Annotated in this window: 14 protein-coding genes; 7 read left to right on the top strand and 7 right to left on the bottom strand. The window is 67.1% G+C overall.

Features of this window, described 5'->3' with window-relative positions:
* Position 1: 1 nt before the first annotated feature.
* From EAH68_RS03100 to EAH68_RS03070, 7 genes are all read right to left on the bottom strand, one after another.
* Positions 2-277, bottom strand: a complete 276-nt coding sequence (locus EAH68_RS03100; protein ID WP_126119860.1) for a monovalent cation/H+ antiporter complex subunit F — start codon at positions 275-277, stop codon at positions 2-4.
* Position 278: 1 nt separating this feature from the next.
* Complete coding sequence (locus EAH68_RS03095) at positions 279-788, bottom strand: Na+/H+ antiporter subunit E (protein ID WP_126119859.1); 510 nt, start codon at positions 786-788, stop codon at positions 279-281.
* On the bottom strand, positions 785-2503 hold the full coding sequence (locus tag EAH68_RS03090) for a Na+/H+ antiporter subunit D (protein WP_439647604.1): 1719 nt from the start codon (positions 2501-2503) through the stop codon (positions 785-787). Before EAH68_RS03090 ends, EAH68_RS03095 begins: the two co-directional genes overlap by 4 nt.
* 1 nt (position 2504) lies before the next feature.
* Entirely contained in the window at positions 2505-2996 is a 492-nt protein-coding gene (locus tag EAH68_RS03085; RefSeq protein ID WP_126119858.1) for a Na(+)/H(+) antiporter subunit C, read from the bottom strand.
* A complete protein-coding gene (locus tag EAH68_RS03080; RefSeq protein ID WP_126119857.1) occupies positions 2997-5948 on the bottom strand; it encodes a Na+/H+ antiporter subunit A in 2952 nt (983 codons plus the stop codon). It lies immediately after the preceding gene.
* Positions 5949-6309: 361 nt separating this feature from the next.
* On the bottom strand, positions 6310-6828 hold the full coding sequence (locus tag EAH68_RS03075; protein WP_241228266.1) for an acetyl-CoA acetyltransferase: 519 nt from the start codon (positions 6826-6828) through the stop codon (positions 6310-6312).
* Positions 6829-7041: 213 nt separating this feature from the next.
* On the bottom strand, positions 7042-8415 hold the full coding sequence (locus tag EAH68_RS03070) for a dipeptidase (protein ID WP_126119855.1): 1374 nt from the start codon (positions 8413-8415) through the stop codon (positions 7042-7044).
* A 112-nt stretch (positions 8416-8527) separates the two neighbouring features.
* On the opposite strand from EAH68_RS03070, the gene EAH68_RS03065 reads away from it, so the two are divergent.
* The 7 genes from EAH68_RS03065 to EAH68_RS03035 all read left to right on the top strand — a co-directional run bounded on the left by EAH68_RS03065 (position 8528) and on the right by EAH68_RS03035 (position 23252).
* Complete coding sequence (locus EAH68_RS03065) at positions 8528-8974, top strand: hypothetical protein (RefSeq protein ID WP_126119854.1); 447 nt, start codon at positions 8528-8530, stop codon at positions 8972-8974.
* Positions 8975-8991: 17 nt separating this feature from the next.
* The gene (locus EAH68_RS03060; protein ID WP_241228265.1) at positions 8992-11700 is read left to right on the top strand and encodes a vWA domain-containing protein; all 2709 of its coding nucleotides are present in this window, start codon (positions 8992-8994) and stop codon (positions 11698-11700) included.
* A 114-nt stretch (positions 11701-11814) separates the two neighbouring features.
* On the top strand, positions 11815-15423 hold the full coding sequence (locus tag EAH68_RS03055) for a tubulin-like doman-containing protein (RefSeq protein ID WP_126119852.1): 3609 nt from the start codon (positions 11815-11817) through the stop codon (positions 15421-15423).
* Positions 15423-18209 carry a hypothetical protein gene (locus tag EAH68_RS03050; RefSeq protein WP_126119851.1) on the top strand — a complete coding sequence of 929 codons (2787 nt, stop codon included), beginning with the start codon at positions 15423-15425 and terminating at the stop codon, positions 18207-18209. Before EAH68_RS03055 ends, EAH68_RS03050 begins: the two co-directional genes overlap by 1 nt.
* The gene (locus tag EAH68_RS03045) at positions 18210-20363 is read left to right on the top strand and encodes a SaeA-related protein (RefSeq protein ID WP_126119850.1); all 2154 of its coding nucleotides are present in this window, start codon (positions 18210-18212) and stop codon (positions 20361-20363) included. It begins immediately after the preceding gene.
* Positions 20360-22312, top strand: a complete 1953-nt coding sequence (locus tag EAH68_RS14815; RefSeq protein ID WP_206436343.1) for a GAP1-N2 domain-containing protein — start codon at positions 20360-20362, stop codon at positions 22310-22312. Before EAH68_RS03045 ends, EAH68_RS14815 begins: the two co-directional genes overlap by 4 nt.
* Positions 22305-23252, top strand: a complete 948-nt coding sequence (locus EAH68_RS03035; protein ID WP_126119849.1) for a hypothetical protein — start codon at positions 22305-22307, stop codon at positions 23250-23252. The genes EAH68_RS14815 and EAH68_RS03035 overlap by 8 nt, the downstream gene beginning before the upstream one ends.
* The last annotated feature ends 1 nt before the right edge of the window (position 23253 follow it).

Here is a 23253-nt window from a genome sequence, read left to right as displayed (position 1 = left end):
TCTAGGAACCGTCCCTCTTGCGGAAGCGGGCGACGGACACCGAGGCGATGAAGCCGAGCAGCGCGATGACCAGCATCGCGTTGGCGACGGTGGTGTCCAGCGTCCAGACGATGTAGGTGGCCAGGGCACACTGCAGCATGGCGACGAAACCGTCGAAGCTGAGCATCCGGTCCATGGAGTTGGGTCCCTTCAGGATGCCCCAGATGATGATGATGAAGGACAGGGCGAAGAAACCCGCCGGGACCAGCAGCAGTGAATTATAGAGTGCGGCGTCCATGTCAGCTCCTCTCGAAGATGCGGATCATGCTGCGTTCCAGTCGGGCGACGTTCTCGATTTCGTGGGCCAGGGCCTCTTCGTCGTCAGCGGAGAGCAGGTGCACCGTCCACATGCGGTTGGCGATGTCGATGTCACTGACCGAACCACCCGGCTGCAGGTTGTAGAGCACGGTGGCGAACGACAGCACCAGTTCGTTGGACACCCGCATGGGCACCCGGACGATGGCCGACCTCGGCGGGTCGGCCGGCCGCAACGCCAGCCAGGCGACCTTCACGGAGGCGACCATGAGGTCGCGCAGCCAGCCGAGCATGTACAGGATCAGCTGACCCCACTTCACGTGGAGCCCGGCGATCGGCATGGCGGGCAACGGCAGCCCGAAGACGACCAGGGCACCCACGAGCAGGCCGCTGATGATGTTGGCCCACGTGACCTCGCCCATGAGCATGCACCACATGATGGTGATCCACACGATGAACCAGGGGCGGAAACGGCGGCGGATTCCGGCGATCACTGCTGGGCCTCCTCGATGGCGGGCTGCGGCTCGGGCAGCTGGTGGTCACGGTTGCGCAGGCGGTCGGCGCCGTCGTCCAGGCGCTGCTGGTCGACGGTGCGGCCGGGGTTGTCGGCGTTGGTGCCCAGCACCGCGGTGCGGTAGATGTTCACGTCCTGGGCGGATTCCGCCGCGCGGCCGGTGATTCCGGCGATCGGCCCGGCCAGCACCGTCACCGCCAGGGAGGCGGCGATGAGGGTTGCGGTGGAGGCGACCATCCCGACGGGCATGCGGCCGACGTCGTCACGCTCGACGAACTCGACCTCGTCGGTGACATCGGCCAACGGGGCGGGGCGCGCCATGGCGACGTTGCCCTCGGGGGCGTCCTTGCGGTCGCGCCAGAAACCCTTGGACCAGACCAGCACCATCACATAGAGGGTGAGCAGGGAGGTGACCACGGCGCCGCAGATGAGCAGCCACGCCAGGAAACCACCCTCGTTGGCACCGGCCTCCAACAGGATGATCTTGCCCAGGAAGCCGGAGAACGGGGGGATACCACCCAGGTTGATCGCCGGGATGAAGTACAGCAGCGCGATGACCGGGGCGGTGTAGGCCAGGGAGCCGAGTCGGCGCAGGGAGGAGGTGCCCGCCTGCCGCTCGATGAGCCCGACGACCAGGAACAGGGCGGTCTGCACGAGAATGTGGTGGACGGCGTAGAAGATGGCACCGGACAAGCCCTGGGCGGAGCCCAGCGCGATGCCGAAGATCATGTAGCCGATGTGGCTGACCAGTGTGAATGACAGAAGTCTCTTGATGTCGTTCTGCGCCATTGCACCCAGGATGCCCACGAGCATCGTCGCCAGCGCCACCCACATGAGCAGCCCGTCGAGTGCACCGTCGGTGAAGACCACCGAACGCATCCGGATGATGGAGTACACGCCGACCTTGGTCAGCAGACCCGCAAAGACGGCTGTGACCAGGGAGGGAGCGGTGGGGTAGGAGTCCGGTAGCCAGGCGTCCAGCGGGAAGACCGCAGCTTTGATGCCGAAGGCCACGAGCAGGACACCGAAGATGGCGGCCCGGGTGCCGGTGGGCACCTCGTCCATGCGCATGCCGATCTGTGCCATGTTCACTGTGCCCACTGCGGCGTAGACCATGGCCAGGCCGAAGAGGAAGATCATGGAGGAGACCATCGAGACCATGACGTAGGAGACACCGGCGCGCACGCGGGAGGGTGAGGCGCCGAGGGTCAGCAGCACGTAGGAGGCGACGAGGAAGACCTCGAAGCCTACGTAGAGGTTGAACAGGTCACCGGCCAGGAAGGACATGTTCACACCCATGCTCAGCAGCATGTAGGTGGGCAGGAACACCGCGACCGGCTCGTCCTTGCCGCCGTCGCGCACACCCTGGCTGATGGCGTACCACATGACGCAGAACAACACGATGGAGGAGACGGTGAGCATCACCGTGGACAACCGGTCGGCCACCAGGGTGATGCCGATGGGTGCGTCCCAGCCGCCGAGCTGGACAGTCTGGATGCCCTCCAGGTCCACGACCAGCACCATGGCGGCCGTGAGGACGATGAGCGCGGTCAGTGTGCCCAGCGCGATGGTGCGCTGGAGAGCCGGGTGGCGGCCGGCGAGCAGCGCCAGGGCGGCGGCCACCGCGGGCAGGATCACCGGCAGTGGTATGAGGAAGGGCATGTACGGCAGGAGCGCGTCCACGAAGGGGTACATCTCAGGCATCCTCTTCCCCCTTCACGGGCGCCTCGAAGGAGCGGGGTCCGAAGGCGTCACCTTCGCTGGTCATCCGGCCGGTGGAGGGGTCGTCGGAGGCATCGTGGTCGGGGGCGGCACTTGCCGTGGCGGGGCGCGCCGCGATGGCGGCGTCCTCGATGTCGTCCTCGATGACGTCCGCGGTGCGGTAGCGGTACTGGCGGTAGGCCAGGGTGAGGATGAAGGCCGTCATCGCCATCGAGATGACGATCGCGGTGAGGATCATCGCCTGTGCCAACGGGTCGGCGATCTTCTCGCCGTAGAGCAGCGATTCGCGGCCCATGATCGGCGGGGAGCCGGCGGAACCGCCGGCCTGCAGGATGAGCAGGTTCGCTCCGTTGCCGATGAGCATCAGCCCCAGCATCATCTTCGTCATAGCGCGGTCAAGTACCAGGTACACGCCCGTGGAAATCAGGGTGCCCGCTGCCAGCAGCAGGACGAGGTTCGCCACCATCTACTCGTCTCCTTCCGGGTTGGTGCTTGTTGAGGCCGTCATCATCTGGCGGCGTTCCGCTGCGCGTGCCATGGAACGGGCTCGGTCGCGGGCCCGCTGCTTGCGCATCTCCTCCTCCAGGTCGAGCTGGCCACCCAGCGAGGAGAGGATGTGCATCATGAGACCGACGACGATGAGGTAGACGCCGGCGTCGAAGAGCAGGGCGCTGGGCAGTGACATGCCGCCGATCAGCGGCAGATCCACAGAGGTGTAGGCCGAGGTCAGCGGGGGATGGCCCAGGAACATCGGCCAGATTGCGGCGAGCGCCGCCAGGCCGAGGCCGGTGCCGAGGATGCGGCCGGCATCGACCGGCAGTGCCTCCTCCAGCTCGGCGCGACCACCGGCGATGTAGCGCAGCGTGAAGGCCAGGGCCGCGACCAGACCACCGGCGAAACCACCGCCGGGGGCGTTGTGGCCGGCGAAGAAGAAGAACAGTGACAGCGCCATCATCGAGGGGAAGAGGATACGCGTGGCCACGTCGACCATGAGGGAACGGTTCTGGGCACGCTCGGTCTCCACGCCCGCGGCCAGCCAGCGGCGGCCGGTGACGGCCAGCGTGGGGCGTCGGGATGTGCGGCTGAAGGGGCGGGTGCGGTAGATCAGCGAGGCGACACCGGTCGCCGCGATGACCAGCACCGAGACCTCACCGAAGGTGTCCCAGGCGCGCAGGTCCACCAGCAGCACGTTCACGGCGTTGGCGCCGTGGCCGATCTCGTAGGCCAGATCCGGCATGTACTGCGAGATCGGGTCCTGGGAACGGGCGTTGATGGCGAACATCGTCACCACCGTCACCGACAGACCCACCGCCACGGACAGCCAGGCCCGTACCCGGTTCGTCTTCGGCGACTGCGTCCACTCCGTGCTGGTGGGCAGCTTGCGCAGCACCAGCATGAAGATGACCATGAGCACCGTCTCCACCAGGGTCTGGGTCAGCGCCAGGTCCGGGGCGCCCTGCAGCGCGAAGATCACTGCCAGGGCGTAGCCGGTGACACCGACGAGAATGACGCCGGAGAGACGGTTGTCCATCTGGGTGGCGGCGATCGCTGCGGCGATGATCACCGCGGCAGCCAGCGCCTGCCAGGGGGAGTCCCACAGCACCATCCGCACGTCCGTCCGCTCGCCCAGGATCAGGGCCACGCTCGGCAGCGCGATGAGCACACTGAAGATGATGCCCAGGTTCACGGCGAGGGAACCACGCTGGGTGGAGGCGGTCAGGCGCAGGGAGAGGGTGCGCAGGAAATCCAGGACCGAGTCGTAGGCGGAGTCCGCGCTGCCCAGGGCGGGCTGCTCGAACTGGGCCTTCGCCACCAGGTCACGCTGCCAGTGCATGGCACAACCGGTGAGGATGATCAGCACCGACAGCAGCAGTGGCAGGTTGAAGCCGTGCCACAGCGCCAGGTAGGTCCCCGCCTCGCCCGGGCCGAGGGGCAGGACGTTGTCCATGTGGACGACGATCGCGCCCGAGAGCTGGGCGGGGTAGAAACCGAAGTACACGGTCAGGGCGGTGAGCACCGCCGGGGCCAGCCACAGGCGCGGGCCGATGGGGGCCATCTCCGTGACGGTTTCCGAGGTGCCGCCGCCGGTCTCGTGCTTCTCGCGCTTGGTGGCGAAGGCACCGTGCAGGAAACGTAGTGAGTACGCCACGGTGAGCACAGAGCCGAGCACCATGCCCACCAGCATGAGGTTGCGGGGCATGCCCACCAGCAGCTGCTCGTCGAGGATGGCGGCGAAGACGCTCTCCTTGGCCACGAAACCCAGCAGCGGGGGCACGCCGGCCATGGAGGCCGCCGAGATGACCGCCAGGCCCGCGATGAGCGGCTGGCGGCGGCCGAGGCCGCTGAGTTCCCGGATATCCCGGGTGCCGGTGGTGTGGTCGATGGCGCCGACGATCATGAACAGCGTCGCCTTGAACAGTGAGTGCGCGAAGGTCAGCGCCAGGCCGGCGATCATGGCTTCCCGGGAACCCACCGCGACCGTCGCCGTGATGAAACCCAGCTGGGAGACCGTGCCGTAGGCCAGGACCAGCTTGAGGTCCTTCTGGCGCAGGGCCATCCAGCCACCCATGAGCATGGTCAGCAGACCCAGCGGGATCACCACCAGGTGCCAGGTGTTCATCACGTTGAAGTCCGGGGCGAGGCGGGCAACCAGGTAGATGCCGGCCTTGACCATCGCCGCGGAGTGCAGGTATGCGGAGACGGGGGTGGGGGCCGCCATCGCACCCGGCAGCCAGAAATGGCCCGGGGCGATGGCGGACTTCGACAGGGCACCGGCGAGGATGAGCACGATCGCGGCGGTGATGTGCGGGGTGGTGGCCACCTCGGTGAAGGTGGCGATCTCCGACAACCGCCAGATGCCGGTCTGCCGGCCCAGGAGGATGATGCCCACCAGCATTGCCAGGCCACCGAGGGTGGTGACCATGAGCGCCTGCCCGGCGGAGCGTCTCGACGACGCGCGCTCGCCGTAGTAGCCCACCAGCAGGAAGGACAGCACCGAAGTGATTTCCCAGAAGATGTACATCAACAGGAAGTTGTCGGAGATCACCAGCCCGAACATCGCCATGGCGAAGGCCACCATCTGTGCCCCGAAGAGTGACAGGCGACGGGGGTTGGAGTCGAAGTAGCCCCAGCAGTAGAAGAGCACCAGGGCTCCGACGCCCAGGATGATCAGGCTGAACAGGCCTGCCAGGGAATCAAGCCGGAACTCCAGGTTGAGGTGGGCGGCCGGCATCCATTCCGTGGTGGACGATAGTACTCCGCCGTCAGTGAATCTGCCCCCGATGAACAGGGAGAGCACCCAGAAGAAGCCGGCAGCCGGCACGATCGCGAGCAGCCCGAAGGCGGCCCGTCCGATGGTCCGGATGAGCAGAGGTGCGACCAGTGCGGTGATGGTCAGGGCGGCAAGAAGTAACAGCACGTCTGCGTTGTTCCCCTTCGCATGTGGGCGGACAGGACAGAGCGAGAACCGCGGTCCGATGTTGTCGTCGCCAACGTGCGTGCTGCCCCCAGCGGCAGTAAGATCTCCGCGAATCCCCACCGGGTGCGATGGCGGGCAGACGAGAGCACTGAGAAACACCCAAGATTAAGGCGGCGTCGAAAACGGCGCGGCCAACGAAAAACCAGTCTAACCGATCACTGTATATATGGGGCCGTTGCGTTCCCCTGCGGGGGCACTCGGTTATGTATTCGCTCTCCTGCACTTCTTCCACCGGGTAGAAAAAGAACGCGGAACCCGGGGACAGGTTCCGCGTGAGGGGAAGGGGGGACCGGGGCAGTCATCACCCGTAGATGCGCTGGGCGCCGGAGGCCAGGGCGGAGGCGATGGAGGCATCCGGGGTCGGTCCGAAACCGATGGCCCAGCACTGACGGTTCTCGTTGTGCTGGTGGGCGACCTTGACGAAGGTGACGGTCGCCTCGAAAAGCTCGGCCTGGTGGAAGGAGAGGATCTCGACGTGCCGGCCAGCTTCAGCCAGCAGGTGGGTGACGGCGGAGGCCGGGCCCATGGCGGTGATGTTGCGGGTCTCGGTGACAGGCTGGGTGGTCTTGGAGGTGCGGGTCAGCTCGACGCTGTAGTGCTGCTGGCCACCACGGCCGCGGATGGCATCCAGACGGGTGACGCGGATATCGGCTGCGGGGGCGTAGGTGGCGGTGAACAGTGGCCAGGACATGCCGGCGGACTCTTCCCGCAGACCACGGGGCAGGCGGTGATCGCTGCCGAAACGGGTGCTGAAGGGGTCCTGATCGGTGTCAGTGCTGGTGTGGGTGGTGACGGGCAGGGAAGCGGTGTTCTGGAACATGATGACGGTCCTCGGGTTCTTCAGAAAGAAGGTGGAGTTGAGTGGACCGACTCTTCAGCGACGGGAAGGATTTAACGACTACTACCCCAGGTGCGGGGAGTCAGTCCCTATCCCGCACTGGGGTTCGTAGCCTCGGCTACTCGCTGAAGAGCAATGTTGTACGTCACACCGACAGGGTAACCCTGATTGCGGCAGATGCACAAGCCGAATCTGTCATCGGCCCCAGACCTGCAGGAATGCCGCCTCGGCCGTGGCGATGCGGACGATCTCCTCCGGGGAGACGGACTCATCGGGGGAGTGGATGGTGGTCTGTGGTTCCTCGACCCCGAACAGTGCGATCTCGGCGTCCGGGAACTGCTCACGCAGCGCGAGGGTGAGCGGGATGGAGCCACCGGAGCCCACGGTGGTGGTGTGCTCCGTCCCGTAGGCGGCGGCAAGACAGTCGCGCAGCGTGGCGAGGGCGGGACCGCTGATGTCCGTGGCAAAGGGGTTGTTCACGTCCCCGGTCTCGACGGTGAGGCGTGCACCCCAGGGGGTGTGGGCCTTCAGGTGCCCCTCCAGCCGCTTTGCGACATCCGCGGCGTCCATCCCCGGGGGCACGCGCAGGTTGAGCTGCGCGGCGGCCGTGGCCGGCACCGCGTTGACGGCCTCCGCCACCGGGGTGGAGGTGAAACCTGTGATGGTCACCGCGGGGCGGGCCCAGACCATGTCGGCGGCCTCATCCGCATCGGTGCCCATGATCTCCACACCGTCGAGAATGCCGGCGTCCCGGCGGAAGTCCGCGCGGTCATAGGGCTCACCGACCCAGGTGCCGGTGCAGTCCACACCGTCGATGACGGTGCGGCCGTGCTCATCGCGCAGGGAGTCGAGGATGCGGACCAGGGCGGCGACGGCATCAGGGGCCGCACCGCCGAACAGCCCCGAGTGCTGCGGGGCCCGGAGCGTGTCCACCGTGACGGTCAGCTGCGCGCCGCCGCGCAGCATCGTGGTCAGGGTGGGCACACCCACGGCCACGTTGCCGGAGTCGGCGATGAGGATGGCGTCGGCGCGGAAGAGTTCGGGGTCGTCGGCAAGCAGGGCCTCCAGGCCTGCCCCGCCGCGCTCCTCGGAGCCCTCGACCAGGACGATCAACCCCAGTCCGGTACCGCCGGCCGCCTCGACGGCGCGCAGGGCCGCCAGGTGCATCGCCAGATTGCCTTTGCAGTCGGCGGCGCCGCGGCCGTACCAGCGTCCCTCCCGTTCAGTGAGGGTGAAAGGATCGGCGGTCCAGCGCGCCGGGTCGCCGGCGGGCACGACATCGTAGTGGGAGTAGAGGAGGACGGTGGGCATCCCCTCCGCGGGTTCCTGACGGCCGATGACGGCGGTGGAGCCGTCCACCGTGGGGTGGGTGTGCACCGTCAGTCCCAGCTCCGTGAGTGCGCCCTCCACCCAGGTGGCCGCGGCGGCGTTGTCGGCCTCGCAACCGGGTTCGGCGTGGACGGAGTTGAAGGAGACGAGCGCGGCGAGATCGGCGAAGATCCGGTCGCGCTGGCCTTCCACATGGTCATGCAGACGATTGATATCAGAGGCGTTCGGGGAGAGACTCATGGGGTGAAAGTCTAGTTCCGGTGCCGCCGGAATCGTGCTGACCCCAGGTGGACCAACTAAAGTCTCTCTGATATCAGAACACCCCCACTCTCAAGATGACGCTGGAGCAGCAATGGCGCAAGGATTCACTCCGTATTCCGGAGGCTCGTTCGGAGGCCCCCCGGGAGGTTCCACCGGCCCCGGCCCGGGAGGTCAGTTCTCCGCCGCACCCACCCCTTCCCGGTCGACGAAGGCGAGCTCGGAGCCCGTCCTCCATCTGCTCCCCAGCCTCCTTCTCGGACTGGTGGGCATCGGCCTGAACGTCATGCTCACCTTCGGTGGTTTCGTGGCCACCGACTCCGCCTGGGCGCTGTGGTCCTTCCTCGCCTGGTTCCTGGCCGGGGTCCTCGGTATCTCGCTGCTGGGCTGGTACTTCACGGAGGTGAACAGGCGGAAGGGTGCCGGTTTCTTCACCCGCGTGGGCTGGAAGAGGGTGGTCGCCGTCCTGACCTTCGCCGTCCTGGCGGTCGCCGTGCTGTGGTCCGCCATCGACATCGCCCAGTGGGCGGGAAAGCTGTGAACCGGATGAAGAGCAGCATGAAGAGGAACACCCTGCGGATGCTGGTCGCCGGCCTGGTCGCCGGTCTGAGCGGTGTGCTGGGCACCTCGACCGGACTGGCGCAGGAAGCGCTGCCGGTGGGCGGGCAGGCCTCCCTCAACCATGTCGGGGCGTGCATCGCCGACAAGGGGGCCCTCGACGTCATCATCATGATCGACGAGACCGAGAGCCTCATCCACGAGGCCCGCGACGGTTCCGTCAACCCGGACGCCCCCGGCGCGGATGTCGAACACCACCGCGTTCCGGCCGCCCAGAGCTTCATCGATGAACTGGTGGCCAAGCAGCGCGACGGGGACCTGGAGACCCGCGTCCGGGTCGCGGGCTTCGGCCAGGAGTACAAGTCCGGGGCCACCGACCCGGAGAACTACGGGGAGTGGACCGTCCTCGACGAGGGTTCCGCCGGGGAGACCAGGGAACTCGTCGCCGCCTTCGCCGACCGCACCCGGGAGCAGTACACCAACTACGCCCGGGCCCTGGACGGTGCCTACCAGGACTTCGCCCGCTCCGGTAGCGAGGACCCCTGCCGCATGGTGGTCACCTTCACCGACGGTGCCCTGACCGCGGCCGAAGGCGCGGGTGTCGCTGAGGCGGCACTGTGCACCCCGGGTGGCGTCGCGGACCGGCTGCGCGGCGCCAACATCACCAACATCGGCATCGGCCTGTCCGCCCCGCACAACCCCTCCGACTTCACCCTCTTCCAGGGCATCACCCAGGGCACGGGCAGCCCGTGCGGCCAGCTCCCGCCCAACGGTGCGTTCTTCACCGCGGACAACGTCGGCGGACTCTTCGCCGCCTTCCGCGAGGCCCTGGCCACCGGTAGTGAGGCCACCGGCGAGACCCGCGCGGGCGACCCCTTCCGGTTCTCCCTGGACAACTCGATCTCCACGGTGCGGTTCACCGCCATCGCCAAGGACGACCTCGGCCCCGACGCCCACCTCGTGCTGACCGCCCCCGGCGGGGAGACGATCACCCTGGCCGACACCGGCACCGGGGAACTCCCCTCCAGCGAAGTCAGCTGGGACGCGGCCACCGACCCGGTGCAGCAGGCCGACGGCACCCTCACCCTGAAACAGGGCGGCGACTGGGCCGGCACCTGGTCCCTGCAGTTCCAGGGTTTCGACGAAGCGGCCGCCGACGGCCGGGTCTTCAACTCCGTGGAGATCCAGCCCGACCTGCAGGTCGTCTTCTCCTCCACCGGCGGGGAGGCCACCGGTGGCCTCAACCTGCGTAACGATGACCCCCTCACCCTGCGGCTCATCGACCGCGATGGACAGACCCGCCCGCTGGAGGGCCAGGCGCTGCTCGACCTCAGCTTCACCGGCCCGGACACCGGCGAGGTACTCCTCGCCGAGGGCGTCGACTTCTCCGGCGGCGAACTCGAGATCCCCCTCGACGCCATCGGACAGCTGCCCGCCATCGGCACACTGCAGGCCCGGACCACCATCACCACCCGTGGAGAGGGTGGCGCGCCGGGCACCCTGCTCAGCCCCATCCTCAACACCACCCAGCTGACCGTCACCCAGCGGGACATGCCGCAGCTGCCCGGTCAGGTTCGCTTCCGTGCCGAAGCGGAGAACATCACCGTGGACGTGCCCGTCACCGGGCCGGGCCGGGTCTGGATCCCCGCCGACAGCCGGGTCGCCGCGTCCACCCTCCCGGACGGTGTCTCGGATATCGCCGTGGCCAGCACGTACAACAGCCCCGATAACGCTCTGGTCCTCCAGATGGATGAGCAGGCGACGCTACCGGTGGAGCTGAGCACCGACTCGCTGCGGGACGGGTTCGTCTCCGGCACCCTGCCGATCGCTGTCTCCAACCTCGAGGGTGCCAACGAGACCGTCGCCGACGTCCCGACTGAGGGCGACCTGTCTGTCCCCATCGACCGGGGAACCTTCGCGGCGGCCTTCGTCCTTGCCCTGGTGCTCTCCCTGCTGATCCCGCTGCTGATCCTCTATGCGGTCCGCTGGTTCACCGCGAAGATCCCGAAGGACAGCATGGGGGCCATCCGGATCCCCGTGGAGTACGAGAACGGGGTACTCACCTACCAAGGCCGGACCCGCCCGGAGATCGACCCGGTCACCGCCGGCCAGAGCCAGATCGTCAACAACGGCCGGCAGTTCAACGCCGACAGTTACACCGTGAAGGTCAAGAGCTTCCAGCTCAACCCCTTCGCGGCGCCAGTGGCACTGGTTTCCCAGACTCCCTCCATCAGTGGCGAGGGCAAGCAGGAGAAGGGCCACGCCCGCCTCCCGGTCGCGGTCCAGAACAACTGGTTCCTCGCAGCCCGTCCCGATGATCCCGGCCGGATGGACCTGGTGGTGCTCGCCCGGACCCCCGTCGAGGACAGCGCCGGACTGGCCAACGACATCATTCAGAATGCCCCGACCCAGGCCGGCGTCCTCGCCGAGCAGCTGGCGGAACCGGAGCCGCCCACCACTCCGGCCGGCGGCTCCTTCGGAACCAGGACCGGGAACACCGGTTCTGCTTCCGGCAGCGGCGGGTTCGGTGGCTTCGGCGGTAGCGGTCAGGCCGGTCCCGGTAGCGCCGGCGGGAGCGGTGGCTTCGGTTCCGGCGGCTTCGGTTCCGGAGGGCCGGGTAACACCGGCGGGAGCGGCGGCTTCGGCTCGGGTGGCTCCGGAGGTTTCGGTTCCGGCGGACAACCCGGTTCCGGTGGCTTCGGCAGCTGACACAATCAGGGGCAGCCGGGTGTGTGGTCCGGTTGCCCTCAACTACCCCTCAATGAATTAGCGCGTTTAACCTGACATTCACTGTCTGCGGATATCACCTAAGGAAAGAGCATCATGCATAAAGTCCTCGTCGTCGGCTGTGGCGGTTCCGGAGCAAAGACCCTCGCCTACATGATGGACCAGCTCAAGACCACGCTGGCTGAGCGTCTGCCCGACCGTTACGACAGCCCCAAGGATGTCGAGCTGCCCCGTGCCTGGCAGTTCGTCTCCGTCGATGTGCCCACCGTCCCGGAACGTCCCGGCCCGAACCTGCCCAACGTCCCCGAGGCGGGTGGCCGCTACATCTCCTGCGGTTCCTCCGACCGCTATGCCACGGTGGACACCGCGGTATCCAACCAGCTGGCCGGTCGCCGCGAGCTGGGCACGATCTCCAGCTGGGCGTTGACGAACCCGGGCTCGGAGACCACCCCGATCTCCGCGGGTGCGGGCCAGTACCGCTCGATCGGCCGCATGCTCATCCTGAGCCGGCTGCAGGAGATCCAGCAGGAACTGAAGAAGTCGTGGGACGTGCTCTACGGCGGTGAGACCGACCGCGAGCTTGCGGAGCTCCGTGCCGCGCTCTACGGCCGCACGGTCTACAGCGGGGAGAGCTCCAAGGAACAGCCGCTGGTCTTCGTGGTGTCCTCCATGGCCGGTGGCGCCGGTGCCTCCATGGCCATCGACATCTGCCGTCTGCTCACCGGACTGGAGGGCAACGCCGTCTCCCTGAACTCCTTGTTCATGGTGACCCCCGACATCTTCTCCCAGCTCTCCGCCGATGCGGTGGCCGGTGCCAACCCCAACGCCCTGGCGATGTTCTCGGAGCTGGTCGCAGCACAGCTGGGTTCTGCCACCGATGACGACAAACGCCTGTTCAACGCCCTCGGCGTGCCCGTCGGTGACGACGACATCCCGGTGGGGCGCATCTTCCCGGTCGGCATCCGCTCCGGTGAGAACGGTGCGCTGCTCGGCGACGGCAAGCCGGACACCGTCTACCGGGCGCTGGGCCGTGGCCTGGCAGCCCTGATGTCCGATGAGGGCTCGATGGACAACTACAAGCAGTTCACCCTGGGCAACAAGGGCGGTGTCGGCGCCGACCAGAGCCGTTATGCCTGGGGTGCGGCCGAGTCGAAGAACGTGCCGTGGGGCACCTTCGGTTATGCGCAGCTGTCCATGGGACGCGACCGGTACGCGGAATACGCCGCGCAGCGTCTGGCACGTCAGGCAGTCGAACGCCTGCTGCACGGTCACTACGATCCGACCGATGATTCGCCGGCGGACATCCAGATCCAGAAGCGACTGGACAACAACCAGGGCGCGCTCGTCGACAAGCTCAATGCCTTCCTGCCCCGTCAGGGCGACGCCGGGAACTGGATCTACGAGAACTTCGGCGGCGTCATCGAGAACTGGACCCGCGACATGATGCAGCTGGTCAACAGCCAGATGCCGCTGGGGCAGAACAAGCGGGGCAGCGAGTGGGTCCCGGAGGTCATCCGGACCCTGCAGTCCTGCAGCCAGCAGATCGACAACGACCCGAAGAAGGACCTCTACGCCGGGGTCAACGCCTGGGCGGGCAAGGACGGGATCCAGCTGTTCCTGCTCAACCTGCTCAAGGCGGAGATCGCGAAGTACGGTGTGCCCTACGGATCCGCGCTGCTGCAGCGGATCCGCAGTTCCATCACCAACACCAACCTGCAGGAACTGCACGCCCTCTTTGATGGGCTGCCGGCGCAGGCGGTGGTGATGAACGACCAGCAGCGCATCGACCTGGAGAACTCCCGCGGGCGTATCGACGACTCCTCGGCGATCTCCCAGGAGATCGTCAACAACACCGCCGGCCAGATCCGGAACCGCGCAGTCGGCTACATCGCGCACCGTCTGGAGTCCGCGCTGGCGGATTTCGTGCGGAACTTCATCGAGCCGCTGCAGAAGCAGATCAACGACGCCCACGCCGACCTGGAGAAGCACAATGAGCTGACCAGCGACGTCAACCTCGGTGTCGCCCAGCTGAAGACCGACGTCCCGGCACTGTGGCCCGATGAATCCCAGCAGGAGGTGTCCAAGCGTTTCAGCCAGGCCGCCAACGAGGTCTTCCTCACCGAGGTTGATTCCTTCATTGACCAGTTCATCGCGGACATCATCCAGTCCGCGAAGACCGAGGAGAGCCAGGACCACGACTACGCGCGGGCCCTGGAGATCTCCGCCGAACGTGTGGTCAGCGGCGACTGGGAGTCGCTCTCGGGCTCAGAGAAGGCACCGGGTGACCTGCTGCGCCTGCTCGACGTGTGGGTCTCCCGCGAACTCAGCCGCGACCCGGCCAACCCGGGTACCACGCGGGACCCGCGTCCCGCCCGCTTCGAGTTCAACATCAGCACCAGCGCCATCCTCGACCGTTCCCGCCAGTACATCCGCAGGCCCGGTTTCTCCTTCCAGCAGTTCATCTCCAGCTCGCTGCGGGAGTTCGTCACTGCCCCGAATCTCACCGAGCACGAGCGGCGCGAACGCCGCCAGACGGTGCTGGGCAAGTTCAGTGAGGCCATGACCTACGCGCTGCCGCTGGCCCAGATCAACACCCAGCTGGTCCAGTCGATCTACGGCAACGAGGTCGCCTACAACTTCAACTTCTCCCGCATCCCCTTCGGCGGTGATGAGGTGGGCAAGATGCTGGAGCAGGCGGTCCGCGACTACCCGAACCACCGCCCCTCCGACATGACCCGCCCGCTGGGCAAGGCCCTGGTCAACCAGGGTGAGGAACGCTCCATCGACATCTTCGGTTCCTACCCGAACTACGCGCCGATCGTCTTCGACTCGCTGCTGCCCCCGATTGAGAAGCAGTGGCGGCAGACCACCGGCACCCGCGCCGAATTCTGGCACGGCCGCCGCGCACGTTCCCTGCCCGCCGCCCTGCCGATGACCGATGCCGAGCGCAAGGCCCTGGTCAACGGCTGGTACGTCGGCCGCCTGGCCGGCCAGGTCTACTTCCCGGGCACCCTGGACACCAGCGACATGACCCCCGTGCAGATCTACGACGAGAAGGTCGGGCACTGGATCAACTTCGACACCCCGATGCTCACACCGGTCTCCCGTTTCCGGGCCACCCTGGACTGGCTGCCGAACCTGCTGGAATTCGCGGCCCTGGCCTGGTCGCGGGTGGGCGAGCAGCCCCTGTTCGAATCGGTGAAGCCCTACATCCTCCTCCGGGAGCTGTGGGACGCGGAACCCACCCCCTCCCTGCCTGGCCGCACCATCCGCGGCCAGCGGCTGCTGCACCAGTGGCTCTACGACGGCGAGCGACAGTCCGGTGAGATCCACATGATCGACGGCACTGCCCCCGGTGTTGCCCCGCAGGCCCGGCTCGAGGCGGCGAAGGCGTGGCTGGAGAATCAGAACGCCATCGCGCAGGCCTACATCCCCAGCTCCCGCCTCGGTGCCGGGCAGCTGTTCACCCGGACCGACCGTCCCTACGCCGACATCACGGACCGAGAGCTGGCCTCCCAGGTGCCGGTCTTCGCGGATCTGGCTCCGGACATCGCGGAGGCCACCGCCCGGATCGCCGCGATCCTCGAGGACTGCCTACGTCAGGGCCCGCCGCAGGCCACCGACGTGCGGATGCCCACGACCCCCTTCGCCGGCGGCACGCCGTCGACGGCCCGCCCGACCCTGCCCGGCCAGGGTGAATTCTGATGGAGTCCGCACTGAACAGTGACTCGACCCTGACGGTATTCCTGGGTCGGGGAGGACTCTCACACGGCATCCGGCAGACCCTGGAGGACTTCACCGCCACGGGTCTCGTCCGGGACCTGGCGTGGGTGGATGCCGACTCCTTCAGGTCCTCCTCCTCGGAGGTGACCTACCTGCGGCTGAGCGAGGAGGGGAGCCCGGAGATCACCCGGGAGCCCTTCAACGCACTGGTCGCCCGTTCCCGCATCACCCGACTGCATCTCGGGGTGATCAACGTCGTCGGATTCGGTGGCGGAGAGATCCGCAGCGCCGAACTGATGGCGCTCACCGATGCCATTGACAGCATCCTCACCGGCCGGAGCATCCAGCGCACCAACCTGATCATCTCCGCGGTGGGTGCGCCCCTGGAAACCGACCTGCCGGTGCTCAAGGGATTCACCAACCTGTTCCTCGCCCCTGAGGATTCCCCGGGGCCGGAGTCGGCCACCGTACCCTTCCACTTCGACCACCTGGACAACCGCTTCACCCTGCACTGCGTGGCGGGGATCGCGAGCCTGTTCGGCCTGTGGGAGGGCAGCACCCACGCCCCTGTCGCCCGACTCGATCCGGCCAGCGGCGTGAGCTTCCGTCTGGTGCGGGCCTATTACCGTCGCATCGACGGCCAGGACGTGCAGGCCCGGTTGAAGGCCCGCATCTTCGACACCGAACTCAACCCCCTGCCCCGCCTCAACCGGCCGGGCCAGGAGGTCTCGGCCCAGTACACCGAGAACCCGCGGGCTTTCGCCGAGACCGCCGCGGAGGATCTCCTCAGCGAGTTCAACCAGCGGATCGAAGGCAAGCCCACCCACGCCCTGGCGCAGCAGACCCGCCGCACCACCTCCGGCCGCGCGCTGGGGGAGTTCCTCCGTATCTGGGGGAAACGAATGGTCACCACCCCTGCCAGGTTCTTCCGGGACCTGCGGGGTGAGGCCCGGACATTCGTCGATGACACCGTGCAGGTGGGGCTCTACGGGGAGGATTCCCGCATCCGCGTCGGCGGTGGAGGTGACGCGGAACCTGACCCTGCCGACGACAGCGGAACCCGGCAGGCCCGCCGCGAGAATCTGCAGGTGGAGGCCACCCGGGAACTGGGCCCGCTGTGGAGTTCCTACGCCAACACCGCTCTGACCATGCTCGACGCCTCGCCGCGGTTCATCACGGAGAACGCCGGGCAGTCCTCCTATCCCCGCGTGATGCAGGAACACCCGGAGCGTCCCGTATGGGTGGCCCGCAGTGCCGCAGACGTCATCCCGGGGCCCGACGCCAACTTCGGCCATGACCTGCCGGTGGAGGTGAAGTCGACGATCGGTGGCGGGGACATCGCCCCCTATGACATCGCCGGGATCGCCGCATACGAACGCAGTCTCGCCTCCCAGCGGCACGGTCGGCAGCGCGGGGTCGGCCGGGTGATCGGTGACTTCAAGCAGTGGCAGGAGGAGAACTCCGGTAGTTTCGCCTGCCACGTCGGCCGTGGACTGGTGGAGCGGCGGGGGCAGCTCCACCAACGGAAGGAACAGCTGACCGGGCAGATCGCCGACCTAGAGGACCGTCAGGCCAGGGCGGCGGGCACCGGTGCACTGGCGGGGGTTCTCCGCTGGCTGGGCTGGGTTTTCATGGGATCAGTGATGATCTTCGCCCTGATCTGGGGTTTCGGCCACCTCCGCCCCACCCTTCTCGACGCACCGCGCGCGGGCTGGGTGGACACCCTCAACGCCGCCCCCACGGACATCAAGGTGTGGATGTTCAGCATCTGGGTGGGCCTGTGGCTGCTGTTCTGGATCCTGCAGGTGGCCGTGGAGACGCGTGATGAGATGCGTTTCCTGAACCGTCGACGCGACATCGTGAACAAACTGGATGCCGCCCGGGCGAACCTGGAGGTGACGCGGAAGGCCCTGGTGCGCATCGACGTCGGTTACCGCCAGTTCCTCTCGACATCCCGGATGATCGGCGCCCTCATCAACGAGCCTTTCGGATACATCCGGCACCCCCGCGTCGAATCGACCATCCCGGTGAACACCATGCCGGAATCGGTGGTCTTCGCCGAGGCCGACCCCGCTTCCGGGGAGGTGGAGCGCCTGGCCAACACCTTCCGTCGCGAGATCTACCGCGAAGGCTGGCTCGGGGACTACGTCATGGGCGGACTGGCCGAGGCCGCCCGGAACTTCGAGGAACGCACCAACGGCAAATTCGCGGTCAACGATGTCTTCTCCACCTCCGGTGAGGGGACCGGAGGGCAGCTGGCCCGCCTCGCCGGTGCGGTCACGGCCACCGGGTTCCGCACCCGGGACCGGTCGAAGGACGTGTGGCGCCGCGTCACCGCCGACCTCCGGCAGGACACCGAGCGGGATGACACCGGCATCCTCTCCCCGCAGCAGGTCTACCGTGACGGCCGACGGGAGACGGCACCCTCGCGTCTGCCGCTCGACGAGGCCGTCGCCCTGGGCTCCTTCAACGGCGAGATCGCCACGGAACGCGGCCGGGTGGACGGGATCCTCGAAGTGGATCCCCGATACTGCACCCATGACCGCAACATCAACACCTTCGACGCCATCGGGGTCAGCGAGGTGCTGGTCCAGATCGGGCAACCGGCGCACGAGGGGGATGTCGCTTTCCGACGCCCCGACCACCAGCCACTCGACCCTGGTCTGGTCGGCGCCATGCCGGACAGTGAGGATTTCCAGGTGAGGGAGCCACGGGTGATGACGATGCCCCAGCCGAAGCATCACCTGCCAGGAACAGGAGAATTCTAGATGTCGATCGAACTGCAAATTCTCGGTGCCTTCGAGACGTGGCGTGGCATCGCCCGCGAGATCTATCCCGATGAGGCGCTGCCGACCGGTGAGGAACTCGTGGCCGCGGCCCGTGACCACACGGAACTCGACGCCGGTGGCAGCTACCCGGCGCTGCAGGTGTGGGCGGAGGCCCTGAAGCATGTCCGTGCCCTGGCCCTGACAGAGAACACTGAGGTCATCCCGGACATCGAGGAGCTCTACCGGCCCACCCTCACCGAGGAGGTGGAGCCCGTCACCCCGGTGGAAACAGAACCGGAGTACGAGTACGCGGAGTTCGAGGACATCACTCCTGAGGACATCGTCGACTCCGCACCCGGGCGGCACGCCGCCCGCGGACCGGAGCCGGAGTTCGAACCGGAGCCGGAGCCGATCCCGGAGCCCCAGCCTGTCCCCGTCGACCCGGATCTCCGCCCCTATGAGGCCCACGAGTTCCGGATGCTCGACGGTTTCCGGGACATCGAGGAGATGCCCGGTGCAGATCTGCGGGTCCTGCCCACCGGTGACGGCGCCCTGGAACTGGAATGGTCCCTGCCCGGCTGGGCCCAGAACACCGCCAGCTTCGAGAGCCGCCTCTTCCGCATCGTCAGTGACGAGGAGGAGTTCGACAAGGACCCCGATGCCGGTGAACTCCGGGCTGTGACGGTGGCGCAGCGGTGGGTCGACCATGAGCCTCTGACCACCGCCTACCGTCTCTACCAGGTGTGGATGTACGAGGGCACCTCGGAGACCTCCGCCCTGCGCGGTGAGCCCACCCTGGTGGGGGAGCAGGCCTACATCCGGCCCATCGACAACATTGAACTGTCTGTCGCCGGCTCCGTGGTCAAGGGGCAGTGGGCCCCGGAGGACCACACCCACCGCGTGGCGGTCTTCGCGGCGAAGGCCTCGGAACGTCGCACCACCAGCCGTCGCAACGAGATCGCCGTGGACACCCAGAACCTGCAGGGCTTCCGGTACACACCCCAGTACAAGGGTGAGGAATACAAATTCGTCGCCCAGCGCTACGTCCGCATCCACGGCGCGCAACTCTCCTCCGCCCCGTCCGAGGAATTCACCATCTACGTCAACGCAGAGGTCGTGGACGTGCCGATCCAGGTGGCGGAATCCTCCGACGGCTTCGAGACCAGGTTCAACGTCAACTGGGAGAACCCGGATTCCGGTGAGGTGTGGATCTACCGCACACAGGAGGCCCCGGTGGACGGCCTCCAGGACCGGGTCGTCGAGGTCGACCAGCTGGAGTCCTTCGGGCTGGCGCAGCGCGACTGGGCCAACGACCTGGAACGTGGCATGAGCAGCTGCTCCGTCGACTGGCCGGAGGACTGGTACTCGGTCTTCATCACGCCTGTGAGCGTGGTGGGCAACCAGGCGAAGGTGGGCCGTTCCCACTCCCGGGTACGCGTCGGTGAGGTGGGCAATCCGACCCTGCATGAACGTGTGAACAACCAGTTCCTCACCTTCGGGTGGCCGGAGGAGGCGCATGAGGTGACCGCCGTCTACGGGGAACCCGGGACCGGACACCAGATCTCCCCGCGGCCCGAGGACCCGGGTTCCAATATCGCGTCGATCCATCGGCAGGCCTACGAACAGGACGGCGGCATGCGCCTGCACCTGCCCGCAGCCGGTGACGTCGCGCTCTTCCCCTCCCGGGTCTACGAGGGGCGGCAGATCTGGGGCGACCCCGAGGTGCTGCACTATGACGGCCTGCGCCAGTTCGGTTACGAGTTCACGGCCCAGGACGGACGGTTGTTCCTGATCATCCACAGCGACCGGGAGGACCACACCCACCGCCAGTTCACCCTGCGGCTCCAGCAGGGCCGACTGCCGCTGGAGCCGAACGACGGACTGGAGGTCAAGGCGCGCCGGATCGTCGGAAACATGCAGGATGGAAGTGATTTCCTGCCCGGCATCAACTCATCCGCCCTCTACCCGGACCGCTACGAGGAGTTCTGGGAGCTGAATCCGGCTGACCTGCAGAACCCGCCGGGGGCATACTTCCGCCTGTTCGTCCGCGAGGACCATCGGGCGGGTACCCCCGTCAGCGCTCTGCTGGACCCTAACCCGGCGACCCTGTTCGTTGACGAGTGGCACCGCTACCTGAGTGGTGGAGCGCAGTGACAGCTCCACGGCGACGCTGGTCGCACGTCACCTACGCCTCCTTCCGCAATCAGGCAGGTGGCGGCGGCTGGACCACCGGTCCCTCGATCAACGCCGACCTGCCCGATGAACAGGTGGTGGCCGAGCACGCCCCGACCAGCATGGTCCCGACGCAGTCCTTCGATGATTTCATCGGGGCAGCTGAGATCGCGGAGCTGCCCCGCCGCTTCGAATATCTCCCGCTGGGGGACAGGGGGCTGTGCATGCAGTCGGTCCCGGCCGGCAAGGACGCGACCGGTCGACCGGGCAATGTCTTCACCCACGCGTTCATCGACCACGATCTGAGCCGCCCGCTCGCGGCCACCTACCCCATCAACCTGTACCGTTCCGAGGACCTGCTCACCCCTTTTCGCATCGCGTCAGTCAACGCGGTCACCCTGCCCCGGGACCTGCAGGAGCCCCGGCCGGGTCCGCTGACGGACCTCGCGGTGGCGTGGATGATGGTCACCACCATGCTCGGTGACCGGACCGGGGCGCTCTACCGCCTCCAGGATGTCCTCAGCGGGGGCACGACGACACCGGTGCTGATGGTCAAGAACGCCAACGAGGCCGTCTACTGGCTGCAGGCGCTGTCGTCGACGCTGTCCCCGGATGAGGCCCGTCGGCTCCTCCGCTTCACCACCTTCGAACGCGCCGCGGCGCTGCCTGCCCCGCTGCCGGGACAGGAACATCCGGTGGTTGTGGTGCCCGCCACCGACAAGGATGCGCTGAAACGTCTGGAAGGCATCACCGTCATTGATCCGGCCGATCCCCGGACCCGGGAGGCGCAACCCGGATCCCTCTGGTCGGAACTGACCAGGGGGGTGTTCACCGTCGGCCTCTCGCCGTTGCAGGTGGTGGAGTTTCTCGCCGGGGAGCCCGCTGCAGGCAACCCTGCCGAGCCCAGATTCGGCGATGGGCTGGCAGGGCTGGTGAAGCGTCGACCGGGGCTGTTCGCGGAGGGACTGGCGGACGTCGCAAAGCAGCACCTGGACTCAGGTGACGCCGCTGCCGGGGCTGCGCGGAATCTGGATGTGGAGCTGGTCCAGCAGGTGATCAAGCGACCGCAGCTTGTACTGGAGAACCACGCCTGGCCGGTGCTGGGGCGGGCTGACCTTGCCGAACACGATTATTACCGCCTGGCGGATGCAGCCCAGGCGGGCATCCGGGAACTGGGCACACAGCCGACCGAGGTCCTGATCGGTTACCTGAACTTCCTGTTGGCCACCGGCCTAGTGGAACCTGAGACCGTCCGGGACCGCGGGTTCCGGGACCTGTTCAACATGACCGATTCCTTCCGGGGCGGGCACAAGGCATCCCTACCTTTCAACGCGCATGCGGAACTGCAGACTCTGCTGGATCTTGCCGGACAGGACCGGAAGGAGAAGCTCTACGCCATTCAACGGCGCGGTGAACGTGCCTTCCTGCAGCTGGGGTCCTCGCAGAACATCAGGGACATGATGGACTGGCTGGCAAAACCGCAGGTGCCGGGGATTCTGCAGGGTCTGGTCGAGGACAGGTTCGTCTCCGACAGCAGCCGGAACTACACCCTCGATCTGCTCCGTGTGTACTACACGGTGAACATGTTCATCAGCGCCCGACCGGTTATCACCGGGGACCGGGACCGGGACCGTGCCCTCCGGGGACACCTCGCCGATCTGACCCTGGAGGCAGTGGATAAGTATGTCACGCAGGGCAGTATCGACCACCCCGGCCTGGAGAAGCACGGCAGGCGTATCGCACAGCAGGATATCCTCAGCGCAGAATTCAGCTCCGGGACGCTCATGGTGGTGATGAATGAGGTCCGCAGACACCTGGACCCGCAGGAGATGCGCAACGTGGACCCGGCCGTACGCCAGATCCTCGCCACTGTGGCCAGGGGAATAGTCAACGAGATGGACAGAACTGAAAGAGCAGGAACCGATGCATAGTATCCGTCTGAGCGCGGGACAGGCCCACGACCTGGAGGGGCCCACCTTCACCGGCCAGCTCCAGGTTGAGCTGAGCGGCGGACTCGATTTCGAGGTGGATGTCCCGCACATGGAATCCAAGCGCCGGGGCTCGAAGGTGGCGATCCGCAATCCGCGGGAAACCACTGAGGTCACGGTCAGCCCGGGTTACGGGCACTCCTATTTCCCCACCGGCACGAAACTGTTCGTGACCCTGCATGTCACGCCGGAGCAGGGGGAGGGGACCCGTATCGAGTTCCCCACCTTCGAGGTCGGGGGACTGCGCTCCTTCCCCGTCGCGGTGATCCTGCCCACGGAGGACCAGGTCCGGCTTATCGTGGCGGAGACCACGAGCGACACCACCCTCGATGAATATTCTGCAGGTGTGCGTTCTGCGTTGCGCCGCTCCATCGAGCGGGACAGTCTCCCGGAGGGGAAACGGCGGGACGTGGTCGTGATCGTCGACGTCTCCTCCTCCATGCCCCTGAGCATGGACAGGCGGACCTTCGAGGCGATGTGCACCTTCGCGGCAGGAGTCCTGTCCACCAACAGCGGTGACCGGGTCCTGCACCTGGCCACCAGCAGCGCCGCGGACCCCCTGGAGGTACTCCCTGGACCGGAGGCCGTCCGCCAGCTGGCCGCCCGGGACTTCCTCTTCAAGGAGGTCGGCTGGAGTCGGGACCTGGGCAGCCTCGACCCCGAGTTCGCCCTCGTGGTCATCTCGGACGATCTGCCGGCGGAGGTCACGGCCCGTGGCGGTGTGGTGCATCTGCTCACCCCACGCCGACCCGCCGCCTCCGCGGGACACACCTCCACTGTTTTTGATGAATCCCTGATCACCGCCGTGCTGGAGCAGAACTCCATGGAACTGGCGGTGCCGACCCGAACGATGTTCGACACCCTCACCCAGGGGGAGAAATAGA

The sequence above is a fragment of the Corynebacterium hylobatis genome (assembly GCF_003955685.1).
GTDB classification, from domain to species: Bacteria; Actinomycetota; Actinomycetes; order Mycobacteriales; family Mycobacteriaceae; genus Corynebacterium; species Corynebacterium hylobatis.
Note: the sequence above shows the minus strand (reverse complement) of the source record. Positions and strands in the feature narration are given on the sequence as shown.

Coding starts and splice junctions, on each gene's coding strand:
- EAH68_RS03045 (WP_126119850.1), top strand. CDS start 18,210: ATGTCGATCGAACTGCAAATTCTCGGTGCCTTCGAGACGTGGCGTGGC.
- EAH68_RS03090 (WP_439647604.1), bottom strand. CDS start 2,503: ATGTACCCCTTCGTGGACGCGCTCCTGCCGTACATGCCCTTCCTCATA.
- EAH68_RS03065 (WP_126119854.1), top strand. CDS start 8,528: ATGGCGCAAGGATTCACTCCGTATTCCGGAGGCTCGTTCGGAGGCCCC.
- EAH68_RS03085 (WP_126119858.1), bottom strand. CDS start 2,996: ATGGTGGCGAACCTCGTCCTGCTGCTGGCAGCGGGCACCCTGATTTCC.
- EAH68_RS03055 (WP_126119852.1), top strand. CDS start 11,815: ATGCATAAAGTCCTCGTCGTCGGCTGTGGCGGTTCCGGAGCAAAGACC.
- EAH68_RS03100 (WP_126119860.1), bottom strand. CDS start 277: ATGGACGCCGCACTCTATAATTCACTGCTGCTGGTCCCGGCGGGTTTC.
- EAH68_RS03070 (WP_126119855.1), bottom strand. CDS start 8,415: ATGAGTCTCTCCCCGAACGCCTCTGATATCAATCGTCTGCATGACCAT.
- EAH68_RS03050 (WP_126119851.1), top strand. CDS start 15,423: ATGGAGTCCGCACTGAACAGTGACTCGACCCTGACGGTATTCCTGGGT.
- EAH68_RS03035 (WP_126119849.1), top strand. CDS start 22,305: ATGCATAGTATCCGTCTGAGCGCGGGACAGGCCCACGACCTGGAGGGG.
- EAH68_RS03075 (WP_241228266.1), bottom strand. CDS start 6,828: ATGTTCCAGAACACCGCTTCCCTGCCCGTCACCACCCACACCAGCACT.
- EAH68_RS03060 (WP_241228265.1), top strand. CDS start 8,992: ATGAAGAGGAACACCCTGCGGATGCTGGTCGCCGGCCTGGTCGCCGGT.